The following is a 20,802-nucleotide window of genomic DNA, read 5'->3' as shown; positions in this document are numbered from 1 at the left end:
CCGCCGGTCCTACGACGCCCGGTTCGCGACCGACGACGCTAGGGGCAACCGGGCTATCGGACGTGGTGCTCCCCGCCGGTCCGCTCGTGGTCCGACCCGGCGAGCCGGCACGCGACGACCGACTGCGACAGACCGGCGAAGGTCCGCGGATCCAAGCCCGTCAGCCGCGCCCACCGCTCCAGTCGGTAGGTCACGCTGTTGGCGTGCACCTGCACGGCGGGGGCGGTCGCGGCGACGGACATGTCGGCGGCCGCGAAGGCCAGCACGGTCTCGGTCAGGTGGGGGTTGCTCTGGGCCACCTCGACGGCGGAGGCCAGGAGCACCTCCAGCCGCGCCCGCTCGGCCAGCGCGACGGCCTCGTGCCAGTCCCGGGCGAATGTGCGGATCGGGTGCCGCGCGGACGTGGCGCCGAACGCCAGGCGGGCGTCGCCGAGGCTCGCGCTCGCACCCGTCAGGCCCGCCCGCGCGACCCCGACCCCCCACCGCCCCGAGAGCGACCCTGCGGCGAGGCACTGCCCGACCAGCTCGGGGAACCGCTGCGTCTGGGTGACCATCTCCAGCCCACCGCCCGCCACCGCGCGGCTCACGACGTCCGCGGCGAGATGCGCGGGCAGTGCCGAGACGGTCCGCGCGGTCGCGGGCTCGAGATCGTCGAGATCGGGCAGCCAGACGAGGCCCAGAAACGACCCGGCCGGATCGAGCCCGAGCCGGGACGCGATGACCGAGGCGACAGACCGCTGCTCGGGGTCTTCGACGCAGTCCAGGAACTGGTGGGCCAGGGTGATCCGGTCACCGTCGATGGCCCGGGCGACCCGGCTGTGCGCACGGGCCATCACTGTCGTGGTCTCGCGGATCGCGTCGAACATCAGGGTGCCGATGCGAGGCAGCAGCGGGGCCGTCGCGGGAGTCGAGCGCTCGACGACGATCCGCCAGATTTCGGCGTCCGCCGCCTGGTAGGCCGCGATGAGCGCGTCGATGGGGATGCCTTCGGCGGCCCGCTCGGCGGCGAGGTCGGTGGCCGCCTCCAGCTCGGACGGACTCAGCCCGCGTTGCTCGGCCAGTGCCTGCAGCCGGTTGCCCATCTGTACCGCGACGGCCCTGCGGTGCTCGGCCTCGATGACGGCGGAGTACACGGGTTGAGCGCGGCGGATGGACTCGGTGACGGTCCCCGCGATGGCCGAGACCTCCAGCGCCATGCCCCGGCAGATCCGCTCCACCGCCACCCAGTCGTCGTGATTATCACGAACCATGTCCAGCTCCGTTCTGCGAAATACCTGGTTTTCTCCTATGGAAGCTAGCCTCCCTCCGCGCCACGATGGGGATAGCCCCGACTCCTGCGTCACGAGGACCCAATGACGACTTCCACCGCGAGCCCCGCAGGCGCCGCCCCCGGCGGCAACCCGTTGGACGACCGCTTCGACCTGCTCGACGGCGAGGTCCATCTGTCCGGCATCCAGGCGCTGGTCCGGCTGCCGCTGGACCAGCGGCGGCTGGACCAGCGGCGCGATCTCGACATCGGGATCTTCGTCTCGGGCTACGAGGGCTCACCCCTGGCCGGGCTGGACCTGCAGCTCTCGCGGCAGGTGAAGCGGCTCGCCGCGCACCGAGTGGTTTTCCAGCCCGGTGTGAACGAGGAGCTGGCGGCGAACGCCGTCCAGGGAACGCAGCTGGCATCCGCGTCGGAGGATCGGATCGGCGACGGCGTGGTCGGGATCTGGTACGGCAAGGCACCGGGTCTGGATCGAGCCACCGACGCGATCCGGCACGGCAACCTGGGCGGCACCCACCACCGTGGCGGCGTCCTGGCCCTGGTCGGTGACGACTCGACCGCGAAGTCCTCGACGGTCCCCAGCAGCTCCGAGCCGGCCATCGCGGAGCTCGGCATGCCCTGCCTGTCCCCGGCCGACCCCCAGGACATCCTCGATCTCGGTCTGCACGGCATCGCGATGTCGCGGACGTGTGGGCTGTGGGTGGCGATGAAGCTGGCGACGAACGTGGTCGACGGGGCGGGCACCGTCCGGCTCAGCTCGACGCGGCTCATGCCGGTCGTCCCGGACACGACCTTCGACGGTGTGCCATTCGTCCACGAGCCGACCGGGAACCTCCTGCAGCCGACGCTGAGCAGGCTCGAGGCGACTCAGGTCCGGCAGCGCATGGAACTGGCGCGACGCTACGCGGCCGCCAACGACCTCAACCAGATCATCGGCGACGACGCCGCCGAGATCGGTGTCGTCTGCGCCGGGGCGACCTACCTCGACGTGCGACAGGCTCTGTCGGACATGGGAATCACTGCGGCGACGCTCGGCCAGAGCGGTGTCCGCGTGCTCAAGCTCGGCATGATCCATCCTCTTGAGCCCGGCGTGGTCGACCGCTTCAGCGAGGGCCTGAGCGAGATCGTCGTGGTCGAGGAGAAGAAGGCGTTCGTCGAGCTCGCGCTGAAGGACCTGCTGTACGGACGGCCGTGGGCCCCCCGTGTCGTCGGGAAGCGGGACGAGCAGGGCCGGGAGCTGTTCCGGGCAGACGGCGACCTGCCGGCAGACTACATCGCGGCCCGGCTCGCGCCGCGAATCCGCGACCACGCCGGGGCAGGTCTGGGCGCCGCCTCGGCCAGCGCCTGGCTCGACCGGCAGCAGTCCGCGCGCCGGGTACCGACGCTACTTCCGATCCTGCCGCGTCGCCCCGCCTTCTGCTCCGGCTGCCCGCACAACAGCTCGACCAAGGTGCCCGACGGCTCGCTGCTCGGGGCGGGCATCGGGTGTCACGCCCTGGTCGCTTACATGCCCGAGGACCGCGTCGGCACTTCGATCGGGCACAGCCAGATGGGGGGCGAGGGCGCCACCTGGATCGGCATGAGCCCGTTCGTCACGCGCGAGCACCTCTTCCAGAACCTCGGCGACGGCACCTACCACCACTCGGGTTCGCTCGCCATCCGGGCGGCGGTCGCGAGCGGCACGAACATCACCTACAAGGTGCTCTACAACGACGCTGTCGCGATGACCGGGGGCCAGCAGGCCGTCGGGAAGATGGCGGTGCCGGAGATGGTGGCCGAGCTGTTGGCCGAGGGCGTGGCCCGGATCGTGATCACCAGCGACGAACCGAAGCGGAGCAGGCGGGCATTCGGGCGCAGGCTCCCCGCGAAGGTGACCATCCGGCATCGGGACGAGCTGATCTCCGTGCAAGAGGAGCTCGCCCGGGTCGCCGGTGTGACCGTGCTGATCCACGAGCAGGAGTGCGCCACGGAGCTGCGGCGCAAGCGCAAGCGGGGCCTGGTCGAGACTCCGGACCGGCGCATCGTCATCAACGAGCGGGTCTGCGAGGGCTGCGGCGACTGCGGCGACCAGTCGGGTTGCCTGTCGGTGCGCCCCACCGACACCGAGTTCGGCCGCAAGACCATGATCCACCAAGCCTCGTGCAACCTGGACTTCTCGTGTCTGAAGGGCGACTGCCCCTCGTTCGTCGAGGTACTCCCGCGCAAGGCGGCGAAGCGGCCCGGTAAGGCGTTCCCCCCGCAGGTGGAGGCCGATGACCTGCCCACCCCCGTCCGGCTCGTCACCGCGGACGACTTCACCATGCGCATCACCGGCGTCGGCGGTACCGGCGTGGTGACGGTGGCGCAGGTCCTCGCCGCGGCCGCCGCCCACGCCGGGCTCCAGGTCAAGGGACTCGACCAACTGGGCCTGGCCCAGAAGGGCGGTGCCGTCGTGTCCGACGTCCGCATGTCCACCGCGGAGATCGTCGGGACCAACAAGATCGGGCCCGGCGGCTGCGACCTCTATCTCGGCTGCGACATCCTGGTCGCGGCGACCGACACCAACCTCGCGGTCATGGCGCCCGACCGGACCTACGCCGTCGTCTCGACCTCGGTCACCCCGACCAGCCAGATGATCGTCGACACGACGAGCCTCTTCCCGGCGACAGACGACCTGATCGACCGGATCGAGTGGGCCGGATCCCGCCCGGAGAACGTCTTCGTCGACGCGCACACGGCGACCGGTACCGCCAGACTGGACGAGGACCAGTACGACAACATCTTCCTGCTCGGCGTAGCGGTGCAGTCAGGGCTCCTCCCGCTCTCGCCCGAGGACATCGAGTGGGCACTGGACCTGAACGGTGTCCAGGTCGAGCGCAACCTCGCAGCGTTCCGGCTCGGCCGCCGCCACGTGGTCACCGGCGGGGCGGGCGCCACGGCCGCGGCACGGGGCACGAGCGACCGGACGGCACGGATCGCCGCGATCGTGCAGGTTCCGGCGGGATCCGACCTGGGTGCCCTGGTTCGCCGCCGGGTGGACGAGCTCGTCGACTACCAGAACACGGCATGGGCAGAGCGGTACGCCCGCGAGGTCGAGACCGTCCGCGGCGCCGAGGCCAGTGCGCTCGGCGACAGCACCGCGATCACCGAGGCCTACGCCCGACACCTCTACAAGGTCATGGCCTACAAGGACGAGTACGAGGTGGCCCGGCTGCACCTCGACCCGGAACAGGAACGGCGCCTCGCGGACGAGTTCGGGGCAGGAGCCCGATACTCGATCCTGCTCCATCCGCCGATCCTGCGAGCCATGGGTCTGAAGAACAAGATCCGGCTCCGCTCGTGGTGGGCCAAGCCGGTGCTGCACGCCTTGTACGCGATGCGCCCGCTGCGCGGGACCCGGCTCGACCCTTTCGGCTACGACGAGGTGCGGCGCGGGGAGCGACGGCTGATCGACGACTTCGTCCACTCCATGACCACCGCGATGGCGGCCCTGACCCCGGCCACCCGGGACACGGTGCTCGAGCTCGCCGGCCTGCCCGACGTCGTCCGAGGCTACGAGGACATCAAGCTCGCCTCGCTCGAGCGCTACCGGACCCGCCGCACGCAGCTCCTGGATCAGCTGGCCCGGTAGGCCCACAGGGAGGTGGGGCCGCGCACCACGGACGAACCGCCGCGGCCACCACCTCCCCAATGCCTCCGCAGCGCGGTGACGTGTCGGTCGCAGGCGGCGTGGCGGGCGCGGTAGGGGGCCTCCCGAGCGGGTCGTGACGCACCGCGGCCAGCGCCCAGACGTAGGCGACCGCGGCCATCCGGTGTTCTTCGCGCGGCGCGCGTGCACGAGCGTCGAGCGGCCTGACGCCCGAGTGACCGGGGCAGCACCGGCGAACGCCCGCGCAAGGCCACACCCATGGCCTGCTCGACGGCCTCTGGTTGGCGCATCTGCTCGATGTGGAAGTAGTTGTTCAGCCGGGCGGGTCTCTGCGTCGACACGTCGCTTGCGGCCAGCCTTGCGCAGGCGGACCGCCAATCGGCGTGACTCGCCCTGGGTCTGTCGAGGCACCGGTTCATGGGACTTCGACCGTCTCGCAGTCGTCCCGTGCCACGCACGCGCCCTGACCAACGGCACTGGCGCTACACGATGGACGACCTGCGCACGTGGCTCAGGCCAAGCACGTCAGAGGCCGGCCGCCGTTGTAGGTGACCATGTCGGCCAGTGCGGCCATCACGTCGATCGTGCCGCCGCGCTCGGGCCCGTCGAGCTCGGCGTAGGCGCGGTGGAGGTTTCCGACGATCCGTTCGGCGTCCGGCCAGTCGGAGAAACGTCCGAGATCGGTGTCCCGCGCCGCCTGAAGGGGAGTGACGCCGGCGGCGCGGCCTCGCTCCGCCAGCTCCAGCACGAAGCGCAGGTAGTCCACGGTGGCGTCGAGTGGTCTGCGGTCGTGGAAGACCGGGCCGTGACCGGGGACGGTCGTCGTGGCGCCGAGCGGGGCGACGACGTTCTCCAGCACGTCGATGGCGCCGGCCACCGAACCCATGAGCAGGAACGGCGTGCCGCCGTTGAACACCAGGTCCCCGCAGAACAGCGTGGAGCGTTCGGGGAACCACACCAGCGAGTCGTTGGTGGTGTGCGCTGCGGTCCCGACGTGCCGGACCTCCGCGCGCAGGTCGCCGACGTGCAGGGTGACGGCTTCGGTGAACGTGAGGAACGGCGGGTCGAGGGGGAGGTCGCCCCAGTCCGGGTTCTCCCAGAAGGGCAGCTCACGCGGTGGCCCGAAGGCGATCATCTCCGTGCGGGCCCGTTCGTGGGCGACGATCGTCGCGGTGTCGAAGAGCGCGTTGCCGAACGTGTGGTCGCCGTGGTGGTGGGTGTTGACCAACGTCCGGACCGGCGCCGGCGTCACCGACCTGATGGCGGCGAGGAACGCCCGGGTGCGTCGCTCGGTGGAGCAGGAGTCGACGGCGACGACCCCCTGCGGTCCGACGGCGAACCCGGTGTTGTTGATCCACCAGGTGCCGTCGGGCTGGATGAACGCGTGGATGCCGTCGGACACCTCCTCGAGGCGGGGCGGGCCGGGGACGGTGATGCCGTGGGTGTGCGCGCTCATGCGTGCCCCTCTCGGAGGGGGCGGACGGGGGCCCCGGCCGTGACTCGGGCGTCGATCGCGCCAAGTCCGTCCACCTCGAGCCGGACGTGGTCGTCCGGGACGAGGTAGGGGTAGGCGTCGGCACCGTGGACCCGGGACAGCTCGAGGATGCACCCGGTGCCGACGGTGCCGCTGCCGATGAGGTCGCCCGGCAGCACGCGGGTGCCGCGCGAGGCGTAGGCGATCATCTCGCCGAAGGACCAGTACAGCGTGTCGAGCGAGCCGCTGCTGTAGGGCGTGCCGTTCACCGTGGCGGTCATCGCCGCGGCGGCCGGCAGCTCGTCCGGGGTGAGCATCCACGGCCCGCAGCTCGACGCCGAGTCCTTGCCCTTGGCCGGGCCGAGGTTCAGCTTCATCTCCTCGCCCTGCAGGTCCCGGGCACTCCAGTCGCAGAAGATCAGGTACCCGGCGATGTGCTCCACCGCCTCGGCGGGGGAGAGGTCCGCCCCCTCCCGCCCGACGACGGCGGCGACCTCCAGCTCGTAGTCGAACATCGTGCTGCCCGGCGAGATCGGCACCGGGTCGTTCGCCCCGCGCAGCGCGGCCGGGTTGGTGAAGTAGAAGACGGGCTGCCGGTACCAGAGCGGGTCCACGGTCAGCCCGATCGCGGCGCTCGCGGTGACCACGTGCTCCTCGAAGGCCATGAAGTCCCGCACGGACGGCGGGCGCGGGATCGGGGGCAGCAGCGTGACGGTCGCCGGGTCGACGCCGGGACCGCGCAACGCGGCCTCGGCGGCGGAGCGCAGTCGCGTGCCGTCGTCGCCGAGCAGGTCGATCAGGGTCGTGCGGGTGAGGTAAAGCCGGTCGTCACGCCAGACCGCCGCTCGTTCGGTGCCCTCCGCATCGGCACAGGTGCTCCAGCGCATCGCGCCCTCCTCCGTCGTCGCCGTCCAGTCTGGCTCCTGGGGGCGGCGCAGATCATGGTCCGGAGAGGTTGCGATCCGCACCCGCCACCGCTCGGGCCGCGGCCCGGAACACCGCGACGGCCTCGCGGCGGTCGTCCGGGCGGGTGGCGACGGCGATGGTGGCCTTGGGCCCCTCCAACGGCACGTACCGGACCCCGGGGTGGGGGAAGTACCGGCGAGCGGGCTCGGCGTGCATCCCCAGCCAGCCGCTCGTCGCCACCGCCGTCGGGACACCCGCAGGCGAACGGACGGCGACGCGCCCGCGGCCGCCGGAGTCTCCCCACTCCGCGAGGCCGGGCTGACCGCCGACCGGTGAGACCCACCGGTGCCCGGCGACGTCGGCCAGGGTGAGCCGGTCCGCCTCGCCGAGCTCCGAGCCGACCGGCACCACGGCGTAGCGGTCCAGCGCCGGGGTCCGGTCCAGAACCAGGTCGTCCGCCCCGCCGACGTCGTGGACGACGGCGACATCGACCTCGCCGGCCCGGAGCGTGTCGTACTGGTTCTCCCAGTCGAGCTCCACGGTGACCAGACCCAGCGCCGGGCAGCGCGACTCGACCAGCGCCCGGACGTCCGGCCACAGGTCGGCGAGCCCGAAACCGAGGACGCCGACCCGTAGGAAGGGCGGGTCCTCGCGCGGGCCCTCGACCTGCTCGACCAGCGCGTCGAGCTGCGCCAGGATCCGGCGGGCCCGCGTCACGAACCGTTCCCCGGCCGGTGTGAGCGCGACGCGGCGGCTCGTGCGGCTGAACAACGGGGTGCCCAGCTCGCGTTCCAGGGCCTGGATGCGGCGGCCGAACGGCTGCGCGGCGATGTAGTGGACCTGGGCGGCGCGTCCGAAGTGGAGGGTCTCGGCGAGCGTCACCGCGTACCGGAGCGATCGGACGTCCATGTCGCCACCACCTCGCCGTCGAGCCTGGGTCGCCGCGCGCGATCGTACGGTCTCCCCGGCGACGGTGGGGCCACCACCGCAACCGGAACGGCACATGTTCGTGCCGAGCGAGCAGGTCACTCTGGGGCACCCGAATCCTGGAGGAGCACATGACGCGAACCCTGATCCGCGGCGGCCACGTCCTGACGATGGACCCCGCCCTCGGCGACCTCCCCACCGGTGACGTCCTCGTCGAGGACGGGGTGATCGCCGCGGTGGCCCCGTCGCTCGACGTCACCGACGCCGAGGTGATCGATGCGGCCGGTCACCTGGTCCTGCCCGGGCTGGTCGACACCCACCGGCACACCTGGCAGTCGCTGGTGCGCGGGATCTGCGGGGACTGGACGCTCGGTGACTACTACTTCGGCATCCGGCTGGCGATCTCACCCGCCTTCACGGCCGACGACGTCCGGCTCGGCAACCGGCTCGGTGCGCTCGACGCGCTCAACGCCGGCGTGACCACGCTGCTCGACTTCTCCCACTGCAACAACACGCCCGAGCACTCCGACGGCGCGGTGCAGGGGCTGCTGGACACCGGGATCCGCGCGGCCTTCTGCTACGGCTTCTTCGAGAGCTCGCCGGAGGCCACCCGGTTCGGCGACCACAGCGCGCGCCTGAAGGACTTCCACCGCATCGCCGACACCTACTTCGCCTCGGACGGGCTGCTCACCCTCGGCGTCTCGCTCTCTGAGCTCTTCGGGCTGCCCTGGGACCGCACGGTCGCCGAGCTCGCCGCGGCGCGCGAGCGCCGGGCGCTGATCGTCAACCACACCGGGTGCGTCTGGGGCAGCGTGCTCACCGGAGGCGTCGGTGAGCTCGACGCCCTCGGACTCCTCGGCCCGGACATGATCCACGTGCACTGCAACACCCTCGACGAGGCGGAGTGGGACGCCCTCGCGCGCAGCGGGGGGAAGGTCTCGATCTCCGTCGAGACCGAGCTGAACATGGGGATGGGCAGGCCGGTGTTCGCGCGGTGCCGCCGCCACGGGCTTGCCCCGACGCTGTCCGCGGACGTCATCTCGCTGAACTCCGGCGACCTGTGGCACGAGATGCGCTTCGGGCTCGGGTTCACGAGATGGGAGGCGACGGAGGCGGTCAACCTCGCGAACGCGATGCCCGAGACGGTCACCACCAGCGCGAAGGAGGCCCTCGGCTGGTCCACCGTGAACGCCGCCTACGCCCTCGGGCTCGGCGACCGGATCGGCTCGCTGACCCCCGGCAAGCGAGCGGACCTGCAGCTTATCGGCGGAACGGGGATCGAGCAGCACCCTCGCATCGACCCCTACGCCACCCTGGTCTTCCAGACCACGGCCGCCGACGTGCGGACGGTTCTCGTCGACGGCCGCGTCGTCAAGCGCGACGGCCTGCTCACCGGCGTCGACCTGCCGCGGCTCGCCGCCGAGGCGGACACCGCCGCCGAGGCGATCCTGGGAAGGGTCCACGCAGCCGGTCACACTCTGCCCGGCACCCCCGCCGGTGCCTTCGAGGCTCTGGAGCCGATCGCCCGTGGGTGGCACGCGGAAGCCGTCCGCGCCGTCGAGGGCCGCGCCTCCTCCTGATCGCAATCGTTCTCGGGGCTCGACAGGCCCCGGCACACGTTCGCCTCGAGCGGGGCCGGGTGGGAGTCCTCGTTCCCTTTTGTCGACCGACCCCCGGCAGGGCCGGACGGCCCACCCGCCCTCGACTCGACACGCTGGAGATCGATCTCCAGGCCTGTCCGCTCGTGCGCGCTCATCTGTGCGAAGCTCGTTCGAGCTTCGGGGCACGCACGTTTTTCCGGCGAGTGATTACGAGGGGTCGGCATGACACCACTCGTGACACGAAACATCGTCGAACGGTGCTGCCGGAGACGCTGCGTCCGGGGACCTGGTGTACGGCGTCGTTGCTGATCTGGGGCGTGGCGTCGGGATGTGAGACGGCCATCGCGTGATCTTTCGAGTGCTCTGGTTCTCGAGGGAGGAGACGCGATGGCCGCGTCGGACACTGTGAACGATGTGGCGGGTTGGCTCGATGAGCGGCTCGCCGAAGCCAGCCCGGATCTGCTCCGGTCGATGGTCAAGCGGTTCGCGGAGGCGTTGATGGCAGCCGAGGCCGACACCGCCTGCGGGGCAGGCTATCGGCAGCGCAGCGAGGGGCGGGTGAACTCGCGTAACGGCTACCGGTATCGGGACTGGGACACCCGCGCTGGCACCGTGGAGCTCGCCATCCCGAAGTTGCGGGCGGGCTCGTACTTCCCGGAGTGGCTGCCGGAGCGGCGTCGCCGCGCGGAGAAGGCGCCGGTGTCGGTGGTCGCCACGAGCTATGTGCTCGGAGAGTCCGGCGCTGGCAAAGATCCGCTGGCGGACACCCTCGCCCGGCTGACCGCGGACGCGCCCCCGTTACGCGAACCCGCGCCGGCGAGCCGCCCGCCCCCGCGCCGCTGCCGTGGGTCCGCGCCGACCGCGCGGTCCCGGTCCCACGGCGCCGGCTGGCCCTCGACGGCGCGGTGCTGGCCGACGTGGCGGCCCTGCTCGACCCCGTCGCCGAGGACCACGCCGCGGCCTCCGGGGCCAAGGGCGCCGTGGGATTCTGCATGGGTACGCGGCTCACTTTCCGACTGCTCGCGCCCGATCCGACGAGTTCGTCGCCCGGGGCGGCCATGCACCCGCCGTTCTGCGTGACGGATGAGCCGGACTCGCCGCACCTGAGCGTCGGCTCTCCGGACACCGAGCTGTTCGTCGCGTTCGGCGCGGCGCACGCTCACCAGCGGCAGATCCGAGTCCGCGAGTACGGCCAGGTGCCGTTCGATCGTCCGGGGGGTCACCCGAAACGGTCGCGAGCCAGCGGCTGGACCGTGGGCCGCGCGCAGCTCCTCGACGAGCGCGTACAGGCGGCCGGTCCTCGTCACGGAGGTGTGGCGGTCGGGGGCGCCTACCTCGTCCAGGGTGGGCGGCCGTTGCGTTCCTCGGTGCAGAAGAGCCGCCGCCCCGACGGCGGGAGGTGCGAGCATCGGTCCGTGAACGAGGGCGTCAGAGTCGAGGGCGGGATTGTCAAGGGAACATGCCTGCCGGATCTCGGGGTTCGCCGCTTCCTGGGAATCCCGTACGCCTCGCCACCGACGGGTGCGAATCGCTGGAGACCCCCGCAGCCGGTAGTGCCCTGGGAGGGTGTACGGGCGGCGTCCGAGTTCGGTCCGGCGAGCTGGCAGCTCGCGCCGCCCGCGGGCTCGCTCTTCTCCGGGAGGGAGTCCCGCTTCAGCGAGGACTGCCTGACGCTCAACGTCTGGACCGGGCCCGCGGCCGACACCGACCGACCGGTGCTGGTGTGGCTCCACTTCGGAGCCTTCCACTTCGGCTCGGCGAGCAATCCGCTCTACGACGGCGCTCGCCTGGCGAGCCGGGGGATCACCGTGGTGGGCGTCAACTACCGGCTCGGGCGGCTCGGCTTCCTCGCCCACCCGGACCTCTCGGCCGAGACCACCTACGGCGGTTCCGGCAACTACGGGCTCATGGACCAGATCGCAGCCCTCGAATGGGTGCGCCGCAACATCGGGGCCTTCGGCGGGGACCCTGGCAACGTCACCCTCGCCGGTGTCTCCGCGGGCGGGGACAGCGCCCAGAAGCTGCGCTGCTCACCGCGGGCACAGGGGCTCTTCCACCGGGTGATCGCGCACAGCGGGCCGGGGGTCACGCCTGCCATCGACGGTCCCGGCAACCCCGCGTACGCCTCGACCCTGGCGGCGGCCGAGCAGGCGGGCGTCGAGCTGTTCGCTGCCCTCGGAGTCGGCTCGGTGGCCGAGGCGAGGGCGCTGGACCCCGAGGTGATCCTGCGCGCCGACCTTCCCCGGACGCATGGTGCGTGGGTCTCCGACTCCGCTCCCGGCGGCCTGAGCGTGCACCGTTACGACTCGGGCTACCCCGTCGTCGACGGGTACGTGCTCACCGAACCCGTCCAGCGCTCGTTCGCGCAGGGACGCGCGGCAGACCTGCCCGCCCTGGTCGGGAACGTCACCGACGAGCAGGCCGGCGCCCGCTACCTGCCGACCGTGACGGCGTATCGCGCCTACCTGGAGGTGAAGTTCGGCGACCGCGCGGACGAGGTGTTCGAGCTGTACCCGGCCCCGGACGACGCCGCGACCAGGAAGGCGAGCTGGTCCCTCGCCGGCGACGAGGTCTTCATCATGCCCTCGTGGAACGCCGCACTCCTGCACAGCGAGAACCTCCGGGCGCCCGTCTGGCACTTCCGGTTCACCCGGCGACCCCCCGTCCCGGCCCGTTCGGAGGTGCTGGAGGGGGCGGAGGCGGGTGCCTTCCACACCGCGGACGTGCTCTACCTCTTCGGGACGTACGAGGACCGCGACTGGGACTGGACCGAGGCGGATCACGTTCTGGCCGCACGGATGCAGGACGCGTGGATCTCGTTCGTGCGATCGGGGGACCCCACGGACGGCGGGAGGATCGAGTGGCCGGCCCTCGACGCCCGCTCGCCCCGCACGAAGGTGTGGGACCTCGAGGACAGCGTGGCGGACATCCTCGACACCCGCCGGCTCACGTTCTGGCGCAGCTACTGGTCCGGCCCGGGGTTCGTCGGCTGAGCTGAGGGGAGCAGGTGCAGGCCGGTGGCCGGCGTGCTCCGGAGGTGGCGGACGGGCGACGCGATGCCCGACCGCCTACAGCCAGCCCCGCAGCACCGGGAGGTCGGCCGCGGGCGGCGCCCGGTCAGCCACGCCGCCGCCGTGGCGACGGGGAGGTCGAGCCGCGTCAGAGGCGGGTCGGCCCCGAACTCGTGGCGGGTCGGGGGAGTGGTGAGGGGGATCGCCGGGCCCCGGACGCGCCGCCCGCCAGGCGGCGACGTCGGCGAAGAGTGCGGTCAGGAAGCCCTCGGGGAGGTCGTCGAACGTGGTCCCCGTCCCGCGGCCGACGGCGTGGATGCAGGTCTCGCGGGCGCGCATCACGCTGCGCTGCACCGTCGGCTGACCGACATCACCGCCGGTGCCACCCGGCCGGAACCTCACCTAGGACGCGGCCCAGGGTCAGCTGCTGAGGGGGCGGGACGTTCCGGAGTAGAGGTTCAGCGGGCACTCGCCGCTCTCGCGATGGAACGGCGGCCTGGGGCCCTCGTGGCGAGTTGGCTCGGCGTTCGGGCTCGTGGCACGCGGCTTGATCACGTCGGGGTCAGGGCAGCGGTCGCCGGATCTCGCGCTCGCGCGGTGTCGTTGCCCGTAGACGTGCGGCGTCCTGGCCCGGCGGCATGCCGAACAAGCGGCGGTACTCCCGGCTGAACTGCGAGGGGCTGTCGTAGCCGACGAGGTGCCCGACGCCGGCGACGTCGTCGGGCCGGGCGACCAGCAGTGAGCGGGCCTCCTGCAGCCGGATGCGTTTCTGGAACTGGATCGGGCTCAGCGCGGTGATCGCGCGGAAGTGCCGGTGGAAGGTCGACGGGCTCATCCCGGCCCGAGCGGCGAGGTCCTCGATCCGCACCGGCTCGGCGTAGTTCTCGCGCAGCCACGCGATCGCGCGGCCGACGTGCCAGAGGTTGCTGCGGGCCTGCCCGATCTCGCGGAGCACTGCGCCGTGTGGGCCGGTCAGCACCCGCCAGAGGATCTCGCGTTCGATCAGCGGTGCGAGGACCGGCGCGTCGGCGGGGTGGTCGAGCAGGCGCAGCATCCGGACCGCGGCGTCGAGCAGGTCGACGCTGGCCGGCCCGGTCGCGACGGCCGGCTGCGGGGTGTGCTGCCGTGCCCGGGACGGGGCCGGGGCCTGCAGCGACAGCGCCGCGATCAGCGACGGGCGTAGCACGAGCGCCAGGGCCAGCGCCGGCCGCTCGGGTGTGGCGTCGACGAAGTGCCCGGTTACGGCGAGGGTGGCGGTGACGAGCAGGATCTCACCGGCCCGGTACTCGTGCACGCGCTCGCCGAGCAGCAGGCGCTTGCCGCCCCGCGCCATGATCACCAGCAGCGGCTCGGTGAGGCTGTGGTCCGGCTCTGGGCCGCCATCCGCGCGACCCAGCAGCAGGCCCTCGATCGCGGTCGTGACGCCGGCCCCGGCGTGCGCGTCGACGAGTGCGCACAGCTCGGTGACCAGCTCCGGGGCCGTGTGCCGCATGCCGACACGCAATCACCTGGACCGTGCGGCGGCAACCCGATCCGGCCGCGATCGAGCGGATCGTGCACGAGGTGGGCGGGATCGGTCTACCGCGACGACGGTCGGGGCGGCTTCCCTGGGAGGGCATCGTCCCGACGACCTCCGGAGGCCTCCGTGCCGCTCGACCACTACGTCACCCTCGGCCGTTCCGGGCTGCGGGTCAGCCCGTTCGCGCTCGGCGCCATGACCTTCGGCGAGGACCCCGGCGGCGCCGGGTGCAGCGTCGAGGAGTCGGAGAAGATCCTCGACCTCTACGCCGACCAGGGCGGCAACTTCGTCGACACCGCGAACTTCTACACCAACGGCCACTCGGAGAAGATCCTCGGCGACTGGCTGGCCGCCGTGCCCGGGCGGCGGGACCGGGTCGTCGTCGCCTCGAAGTTCTTCACCAACCTCTTCCCCGGCAATCCCAACGGCGGCGGCGCCGGCCGGTCCGCGATCCTCGCCCAGCTCGACGAGTCCCTGCGCCGGCTGCGTACCGACCACCTCGACCTGTACTGGCTGCACAACTGGGACCGGCACACCCCGATCGAGGAGACGATGCGGACTCTCGACGACGTCGTGCGGGCGGGGAAGGTCCGCTACCTCGGCTTCTCCAACGTGCCGGCCTGGGTCACCGCGCAGGCGCAGACCCGGGCGCTGCTCGCCGGATGGACCCCGTTGATCGCGCTACAGGTCGAGTACTCGCTGCTCGCCCGGACCGTCGAGGGCGAGATCGCCCCGCTCGCACGAGACCAGGGGCTGGCGCTGGTGCCATGGAGCCCGCTGCGCAACGGGTTGCTGTCCGGCAAGTACCGCCGCGGCGCCGCGGTCGGCGACTCGGCGCGCACCGCCTTCGTCGGGCGGCCCGACGAGCGGGAGTACGAGGTGATCGAGGCGGTCGCCGTGATCGCCGAGGAGCTCGGCACGACCTCCGCGGCGGTCGCCCTGGCCTGGCTGCGCACCCGGCCCGGCACCGTCGTGCCGATCCTCGGGGCGCGCCGGATCAGCCACCTCGAGCAGAATCTTGCCGGGCTCGACGTCGAGCTCACCGCTGCGCAGCGCACGCGCCTCGACGAGCTGTCGGCACCGACGCTCGGCTACCCCGCGCCGCTGCACGGCCCGCTGCGGGCGATGCTGCAGTTCGCCGGCACCACGGTCGACGGCGAGGCGTCCGAGGTCTACCCGCCGCTGCTGCAGAGCGACGTGCGGTACTGACGTGCGGTACTGACGGGGGCCAGCGCTGCCCGGAGGCACGCGATACGCCGCCCCCGGTCACCCGGCTCGCCGACCAGGGCTGGCCTGCTCGGTGGATCCGCAGTCCTCCCACCTTGGCCGGCCCACGGCCTCGACCCCGGCGAGACCGTGTGAGATTTCGGATGTCCCGTTCCTCCGCGCCGCGGCATCTTGTGCTCTCCCGGCGGGCCGTCGACGGGCACGTCGAGCGGCTCTTCCGCAAGCTCGACGTCCGGTCCCCAGCGCAGGTTCGGCCGTGGCTGGCGGCTCAGGCGGGGTCAGGGCTGAGGAAGTCAGGGTGGAGACGGGAGGGCGCGCCGCAGGGGCGTCTGTGGGGAAGACTCGCCGGGCGCCCGGCTTGCCGTGACGCGGCGCAGCGCGGTGGGCGGCCTGCCGAACCGCTTCGCGAACACCCTGCTGAAGTGCGCGGCGCTCGAAAAGCCCCAGCGCTGGGCGATCTCGGCCACCGCGACGTGGGCGCAGGCCGGGTCGACGAGGTCGCGTGCGGCGTGTTCCAGCCGCTCGTTGCGGATGTACGCCGCGACCGACAGCCCCCGCCGGGAGAAGGTGGCATGCAGGTGGCGGACCGAGACGTTCAGGGCGCCGGCGACCTGGGCGGGGGTGAGGTCGGGCGCACCTAGGTGCGCACCGATGTAGTCGGTCGCGGCGTCGAACGGGTCCGCCCCCACCCGCGCGACGGACCCGCTCATGCGCCGGGGCAGCGAGCCGACGAGGTGCACGAGGGCCGACTCCAGCGCGCCGTCGCGATAGGTCTGCTGGTCGCCCGCGCGCCAGTCGGCGATCCCGCGCAGGAAGGGAACGAGCAGCTGCCACGCGGGCGTGTGCCGGGCCAACGGGGTGGCCGGGGTGGGGCAGAGATGCTCACGAACCAGCGCGGTGCACCGCTGTGGCACGAGGAAGTGCACCAGCTCGAACTCGTCGGTGGCGGTGAGTCGATAGGGACGCGTCGAGGAGTACCAGAGCAGGTCCCCGGCTCCCGCCTGGCCACCCTCGCCGTCCTGTTCGGCCACGAGACCGCCACTGAGCACGACAGTGAGCTGGACGAAGGCCGGATCATCCGGCCGGATCAGCGCCGCGGGCCGCTCCACGGTGGACCGGACCCCGGACACGCGGATGGTGTGCAGCCCCGCGTCGAGGCGCCGGATCACCGAGCCGCGTTCGGGCGCCGCCTCGGCGCGCACGATCATGGGATGGATGAGCCGGGACGCGGCCCGCCGCCACGCGTCGAGCCGACCCTCGACCGGTACCTCGCGGAGGTGGAAGGCGAGGGTCATGGGCCGCTCCAGGCGTCGGCGACAGCATCGTCAGGCGCGCTGGACGGTATGCCACCCCGCACCGAGTGTCCAGGCTGGCCGACCTCGTGATCTTGACCGTCGGTGCACCGCGAGGGCGCCACTTGTCCGTCCGTGACCGGAAGCTGCTGCCGCCCTCGACCGGAGCCGGAGGGCCCGCCACGGTGTCCGAAGCGACGAGGCCGACTCTGGAGGAGCCAGCAATGACGCGGTGCCCGCACCTTGACGGTTACGCCCCCCTGAGCGAGGAGCAGCTCGCCGACCCCTTCCCCACTTGGCAGGCGGCTCGTGAGCAGTGCCCCGTCTTCTATGCGCCGGAGATCGGGGTGTGGACAGTGACCCGGTACGCGGACGTCGTCCGGATCCTCGAGGACCCGACCACGTTCGCCAACGGTGGAACCCTCGGCGGACGCCGAGTCCCGGCGCAGTACCGCGAGGCCTTCCCGGACGGGGTCTGGAGCAACGCCGCCCTGATCAATCGAGACGGCGACAACCACAAGAAGGCCAAGGTCCTGGCCCAGCGCGCCTTCATCCCGAGCCGAGTCAACGTCATGCGGCCGGCGATGGAGCAGCTGGCCGAGGAACTGCTCGATCCGCTGGTCGCCCGCGGCGCGGGCGACCTGATGAACGAGTTCGCCTACCCGTTCACCATCAGGACGATCACCAAGGCGCTCGGCCTGCCGCCCGAGGACGCCGCCGTGGTTCAGCAGGTCACCGAGGACGCGCTGGTCATCCTCACTCCCGGCAACGCCGAGGCGACCGACGACGCGGCGTTCACCGCAGACCAGGTCGAGCGGTTCGAGCGGGTCGTCCGGTTCCGCGAGCACCTCGGCGAGGTGATCGCCGCGAAGCGCGAGACCCCGGACGCGGGCGTCATCAGTGCCCTCACCCACGCCTCGATCGACGGCGAGCGCCTGTCCGACGACGCCATCAAGGGCATGGTGCTCGAGCAGTTGGTCGCCGGGAACGACACCGCGGCCAACGCGATCGCGCACGCGGTCTACTACCTCAGCCGGGACCCCCAGCTGTGGGACTCCGTCGCCGCCGATCCCGAGCTGGTTCCCCGGGTGGTCGAGGAGACCGTCCGCAGGCACAGCCCGAGCAAGGGTCTGTTCCGCCGGGCGACCCGGGACGTCTCGCTCGGGGGGGCCGACATCGGCGAGGGCGAGCTGATCCATGTGCTGTGGGGGTCGGCGAACACCGACGATCGGCAGTTCCCCGAACCGCTACGGATGGATCTGGAGCGGGAGAACATCGACTCCCACGTCGGCTTCGGCCGCGGGGAACACCGTTGCCTCGGCGCGGTGCTGGCGCGTCTGGAGTGCCGCATCGCGATCGAGGCAGTGCTGCGCAGGCTCAAGCGGGTGACGGTCACCGAGCAGCGGCTGCGCTACGCGCCCGCGCTGACCAACGTCTCACTGATGAGCCTGCAGGCCACCTGGGGCTGAGTGGCACCGAGCCCGCCCACCACCCCGTCCCGACGATCCGCGAGGAGGACGCCGTGTCCAGCACGCCCGAGATCGACCTGCGGCTGGAGGTGCACCGACGTGCCGACGTCGCCGACGGCGTCGTTGTCGTCGAGCTGCGCGACCCGACGGGTGCCCGGTTGCCCGCCTGGTCACCCGGTGCGCACATCGACCTCCGCCTCGAGCCCGACCTGATCCGGCAGTACTCGCTGTGCGGCGACCCCGCCGACACCGCGACCTGGCGCATCGCCGTACTGCGCGAGGACGAAGGCCGCGGCGGGTCGGTGTTCGTGCACGACAAGGTGCACGAGAGCGACATGGTGGACGTCCGTGGCCCGCGCAACCACTTCGCGCTCGAACCCGCGGGCCGCTACGTGTTCGTCGCGGGGGGCATCGGCATCACCCCGATCATGCCCATGGTCGCCGCGGCCGCGGCCGCGGGCGCCGAATGGGAGCTGCACTACGGCGGCCGCCGACGGACCTCGATGGCCTTCGTCGAGGAGCTCGACCGCGCCCACGGCGCCCGCGTCCGGACCTACCCCCAGGACGAGGTGGGGCTGCTCGACCTCGAGGCGATCCTCGGCGAGCCCGCCCCGTTCACCCTGGTCTACTGCTGCGGGCCCGAACCGCTGCTCGCGGCCGTGGAGGCCCGGTGCGCCGCATGGCCGACCGGAGCCCTGCACCTCGAACGCTTCTCCGCGAGGGAGCAGGGCGAGCCGTTGCGGGACGAGGGGTTCGAGGTGGTGCTGGCCCGCAGCGGCCTCACCTTGCCCGTGCCGACCGACCGGTCGATCCTCGAGGTCGTCGCAGAGGCCGGGATCGACGTCCCGTACTCATGTACCGAGGGCACCTGCGGCACCTGCGAGACGCCGGTGCTGGACGGGCAGGTCGACCACCGTGACAGCCTGTTCACCCCGGCCGAGCAGGCCACCGCCGAGTCGATGTTCATCTGCGTCTCGCGAGCGGCCTGTCCACGGCTCGTCCTCGACCTCTGACCTGCTCAGTCCGTTCTGCACCACCCGGGTGCCACCCGACGCCCGGCGCAACCAGAGAGGAACACCAGATGACCTACATCCAGGGCTCCCACCACGTGACCCTGTCGGTGGGGCACGCTCAGGAGGACGTGGACTTCCACACCCAGGTCCTCGGCATGCGATTCATCAAGAAGACCGTGCTCTACGACGGCTCGACGCCCGTCTACCACCTGTACTACTCCAACGCCGACGGCGACCCGTCGAGCGTGGTGACCACCTTCCCCTGGGCACAGCACGGAATCTCCGGCAAGCGGGGCACCAACCAGGCACGCGAGGTGCTGCTCTCGGTGCCCGAGGAGTCGCTGGACTTCTGGTACAAGCGGCTGACCGAGCACCAGGTGCCGGTCGCGAACGCGGAGGTGTTCGGCCGTCGCCGGCTCACCTTCGAGCACCCCTGCGGCATCGAGTACGCACTGGTGGGCAACACCGGCGACCCACGTCTGCCGTACGCGGGCAACGGGGTGCCCCAGGAGTTCGGCGTGCACGGCATCCACGGCACCGCCATCCACGCGCACACCCCGGAGCGCACCGTCGAGTTCGCCGAGCAGGTCTTCTTCGCCCAGGGCGGGATCGTCGAGGACGGCGACCGGGCGGCCTTCCAGATCGGCAACGACAAGTTCGGCAATCACGTCGAGGTCATCGGCAACCGCCGTGACGACCAGGGCACCTGGTCCTACGGCGCGGGCACCTACCACCACTTCGCGTGGAACCTGGGCAGCCTGGAGAACCAGCAGCAGGTCAAGTTCGAGATCGAGGGCGCGGGCTACACCGACATCTCCGAGCTCAAGGACCGCACCTACTTCAAGTCGGTCTACTGCCGGATGCCCGGCGGCGCCCTGTTCGAGCTCGCCGTCACCCATGCCGAGGGCGGCTGGGACTGCGACGAGTCGCCCGAGGAGCTCGGCCGCCACTTCATGCTGCCGCCGCAGTTCGAGGACAAACGCAGCGAGATCATGGCTCAGCTCGAGCCCATCACGGTCGACAACTGACCGAGCCAGCACCGGCGTCCGGGCGGGAGCCGCGCGTTCCCGCCCGGACGGCACACCGGCCGCCCGGCGGCCGGCGGCCCGACAGATCGGACTCCCCATGGTTCTCGCGTTCACCTACCAGGCCCTGCCGATGCGGGTGGTGCTCGGCCCCGGCGCGCTGGCAGGCCTCGGCGACGAGCTCGGCAGGCTCGGGCTGCGCCGGCTGCTCGTGCTCTGCTCGCCCGAGCAGGACGACACCGGCCACCGGGTCGCCGAGGGCCTGGGTGGGCTCGCCGCCGGGGTGTTCGCCCAGGCCCGGATGCACGTGCCGGTCGAGGTGGCCGAGCGGGCCGGGGAACAGGCCGTTCGGCTGGGGGCCGACGGCTGCGTCGCGGTCGGCGGCGGATCGGCGATCGGCCTGGGAAAGGCGGTCGCCCTGGCGCGCGGCCTGCCGGTGG

15 protein-coding genes and 1 pseudogene are annotated in these 20,802 nt (G+C 72.0%); 9 read left to right on the top strand and 7 right to left on the bottom strand.

The window, feature by feature from the left end; translation table 11 throughout:
- Nucleotides 1-53: 53 nt before the first annotated feature.
- Nucleotides 54-1,250 carry an RsbRD N-terminal domain-containing protein gene (locus LWC35_RS31765; RefSeq protein WP_232874031.1) on the bottom strand — a complete coding sequence of 399 codons (1,197 nt, stop codon included), beginning with the start codon at nt 1,248-1,250 and terminating at the stop codon, nt 54-56.
- A gap of 102 nt (nt 1,251-1,352) precedes the next feature.
- On the opposite strand from LWC35_RS31765, the gene LWC35_RS31760 reads away from it, so the two are divergent.
- Nucleotides 1,353-4,880 (top strand): indolepyruvate ferredoxin oxidoreductase family protein, encoded by a 3,528-nt coding sequence (locus tag LWC35_RS31760; RefSeq protein ID WP_232874029.1) that lies wholly within the window; start codon nt 1,353-1,355, stop codon nt 4,878-4,880.
- Between the two features lie 529 nt (nt 4,881-5,409).
- On the opposite strand, the gene LWC35_RS31755 is transcribed toward LWC35_RS31760, so the two are convergent.
- From LWC35_RS31755 to LWC35_RS31745, 3 genes are read right to left on the bottom strand one after another with little or no spacing between them, the layout of a single operon-like run.
- Nucleotides 5,410-6,354: an MBL fold metallo-hydrolase gene (locus tag LWC35_RS31755; RefSeq protein WP_232874027.1), complete on the bottom strand. Its 945-nt coding sequence runs from the start codon at nt 6,352-6,354 to the stop codon at nt 5,410-5,412.
- Nucleotides 6,351-7,259, bottom strand: a complete 909-nt coding sequence (locus tag LWC35_RS31750) for a fumarylacetoacetate hydrolase family protein (protein ID WP_232874025.1) — start codon at nt 7,257-7,259, stop codon at nt 6,351-6,353. The genes LWC35_RS31755 and LWC35_RS31750 overlap by 4 nt, the downstream gene beginning before the upstream one ends.
- Before the next feature lie 52 nt (nt 7,260-7,311).
- Nucleotides 7,312-8,187 (bottom strand): LysR family transcriptional regulator, encoded by an 876-nt coding sequence (locus LWC35_RS31745; protein WP_232874024.1) that lies wholly within the window; start codon nt 8,185-8,187, stop codon nt 7,312-7,314.
- 149 nt (nt 8,188-8,336) lie between these two features.
- On the opposite strand from LWC35_RS31745, the gene LWC35_RS31740 reads away from it, so the two are divergent.
- From LWC35_RS31740 to LWC35_RS31730, 3 genes and pseudogenes are all read left to right on the top strand, one after another.
- Nucleotides 8,337-9,785 carry an amidohydrolase family protein gene (locus tag LWC35_RS31740; RefSeq protein WP_232874023.1) on the top strand — a complete coding sequence of 483 codons (1,449 nt, stop codon included), beginning with the start codon at nt 8,337-8,339 and terminating at the stop codon, nt 9,783-9,785.
- Nucleotides 9,786-10,193: 408 nt separating this feature from the next.
- Nucleotides 10,194-10,577, top strand: a pseudogene (locus tag LWC35_RS31735) (transposase); the annotation flags it as partial.
- A gap of 221 nt (nt 10,578-10,798) precedes the next feature.
- Nucleotides 10,799-12,799, top strand: a complete 2,001-nt coding sequence (locus LWC35_RS31730; protein ID WP_308194711.1) for a carboxylesterase/lipase family protein — start codon at nt 10,799-10,801, stop codon at nt 12,797-12,799.
- Between the two features lie 75 nt (nt 12,800-12,874).
- Here the strand turns inward: LWC35_RS31730 and LWC35_RS31725 are convergent, their stop codons facing one another.
- A complete protein-coding gene (locus LWC35_RS31725; RefSeq protein WP_232874020.1) occupies nt 12,875-13,171 on the bottom strand; it encodes a DinB family protein in 297 nt (98 codons plus the stop codon).
- Between the two features lie 208 nt (nt 13,172-13,379).
- Complete coding sequence (locus LWC35_RS31720; RefSeq protein WP_232874019.1) at nt 13,380-14,309, bottom strand: AraC family transcriptional regulator; 930 nt, start codon at nt 14,307-14,309, stop codon at nt 13,380-13,382.
- A gap of 153 nt (nt 14,310-14,462) precedes the next feature.
- Between LWC35_RS31720 and LWC35_RS31715 the strand changes: the two genes are divergently transcribed.
- A complete protein-coding gene (locus LWC35_RS31715; protein ID WP_232874017.1) occupies nt 14,463-15,545 on the top strand; it encodes an aldo/keto reductase in 1,083 nt (360 codons plus the stop codon).
- Between the two features lie 311 nt (nt 15,546-15,856).
- On the opposite strand, the gene LWC35_RS31710 is transcribed toward LWC35_RS31715, so the two are convergent.
- Nucleotides 15,857-16,858, bottom strand: coding sequence for a helix-turn-helix domain-containing protein (locus LWC35_RS31710; protein ID WP_232874015.1), 1,002 nt, complete (start codon nt 16,856-16,858; stop codon nt 15,857-15,859).
- 221 nt (nt 16,859-17,079) lie between these two features.
- Between LWC35_RS31710 and LWC35_RS31705 the strand changes: the two genes are divergently transcribed.
- From LWC35_RS31705 to LWC35_RS31690, 4 genes are all read left to right on the top strand, one after another.
- The gene (locus tag LWC35_RS31705) at nt 17,080-18,324 is read left to right on the top strand and encodes a cytochrome P450 (protein ID WP_232874013.1); all 1,245 of its coding nucleotides are present in this window, start codon (nt 17,080-17,082) and stop codon (nt 18,322-18,324) included.
- A 53-nt stretch (nt 18,325-18,377) separates the two neighbouring features.
- Nucleotides 18,378-19,337, top strand: a complete 960-nt coding sequence (locus tag LWC35_RS31700; protein ID WP_232874012.1) for a PDR/VanB family oxidoreductase — start codon at nt 18,378-18,380, stop codon at nt 19,335-19,337.
- A 68-nt stretch (nt 19,338-19,405) separates the two neighbouring features.
- Nucleotides 19,406-20,365, top strand: coding sequence for a VOC family protein (locus LWC35_RS31695; protein ID WP_232874011.1), 960 nt, complete (start codon nt 19,406-19,408; stop codon nt 20,363-20,365).
- Nucleotides 20,366-20,462: 97 nt separating this feature from the next.
- Nucleotides 20,463-20,802, top strand: a 340-nt coding sequence (locus LWC35_RS31690) for an iron-containing alcohol dehydrogenase (protein WP_232874009.1), incomplete at its 3' end; no start/stop codon positions are given.

It is taken from the genome of Pseudonocardia kujensis, assembly GCF_021283305.1.
Taxonomy (GTDB): Bacteria; Actinomycetota; Actinomycetes; order Mycobacteriales; family Pseudonocardiaceae; genus Pseudonocardia; species Pseudonocardia kujensis.
The sequence above is the reverse complement of the archived record's forward strand: the minus strand, read 5'-3'. Positions and strand labels throughout refer to the sequence as shown.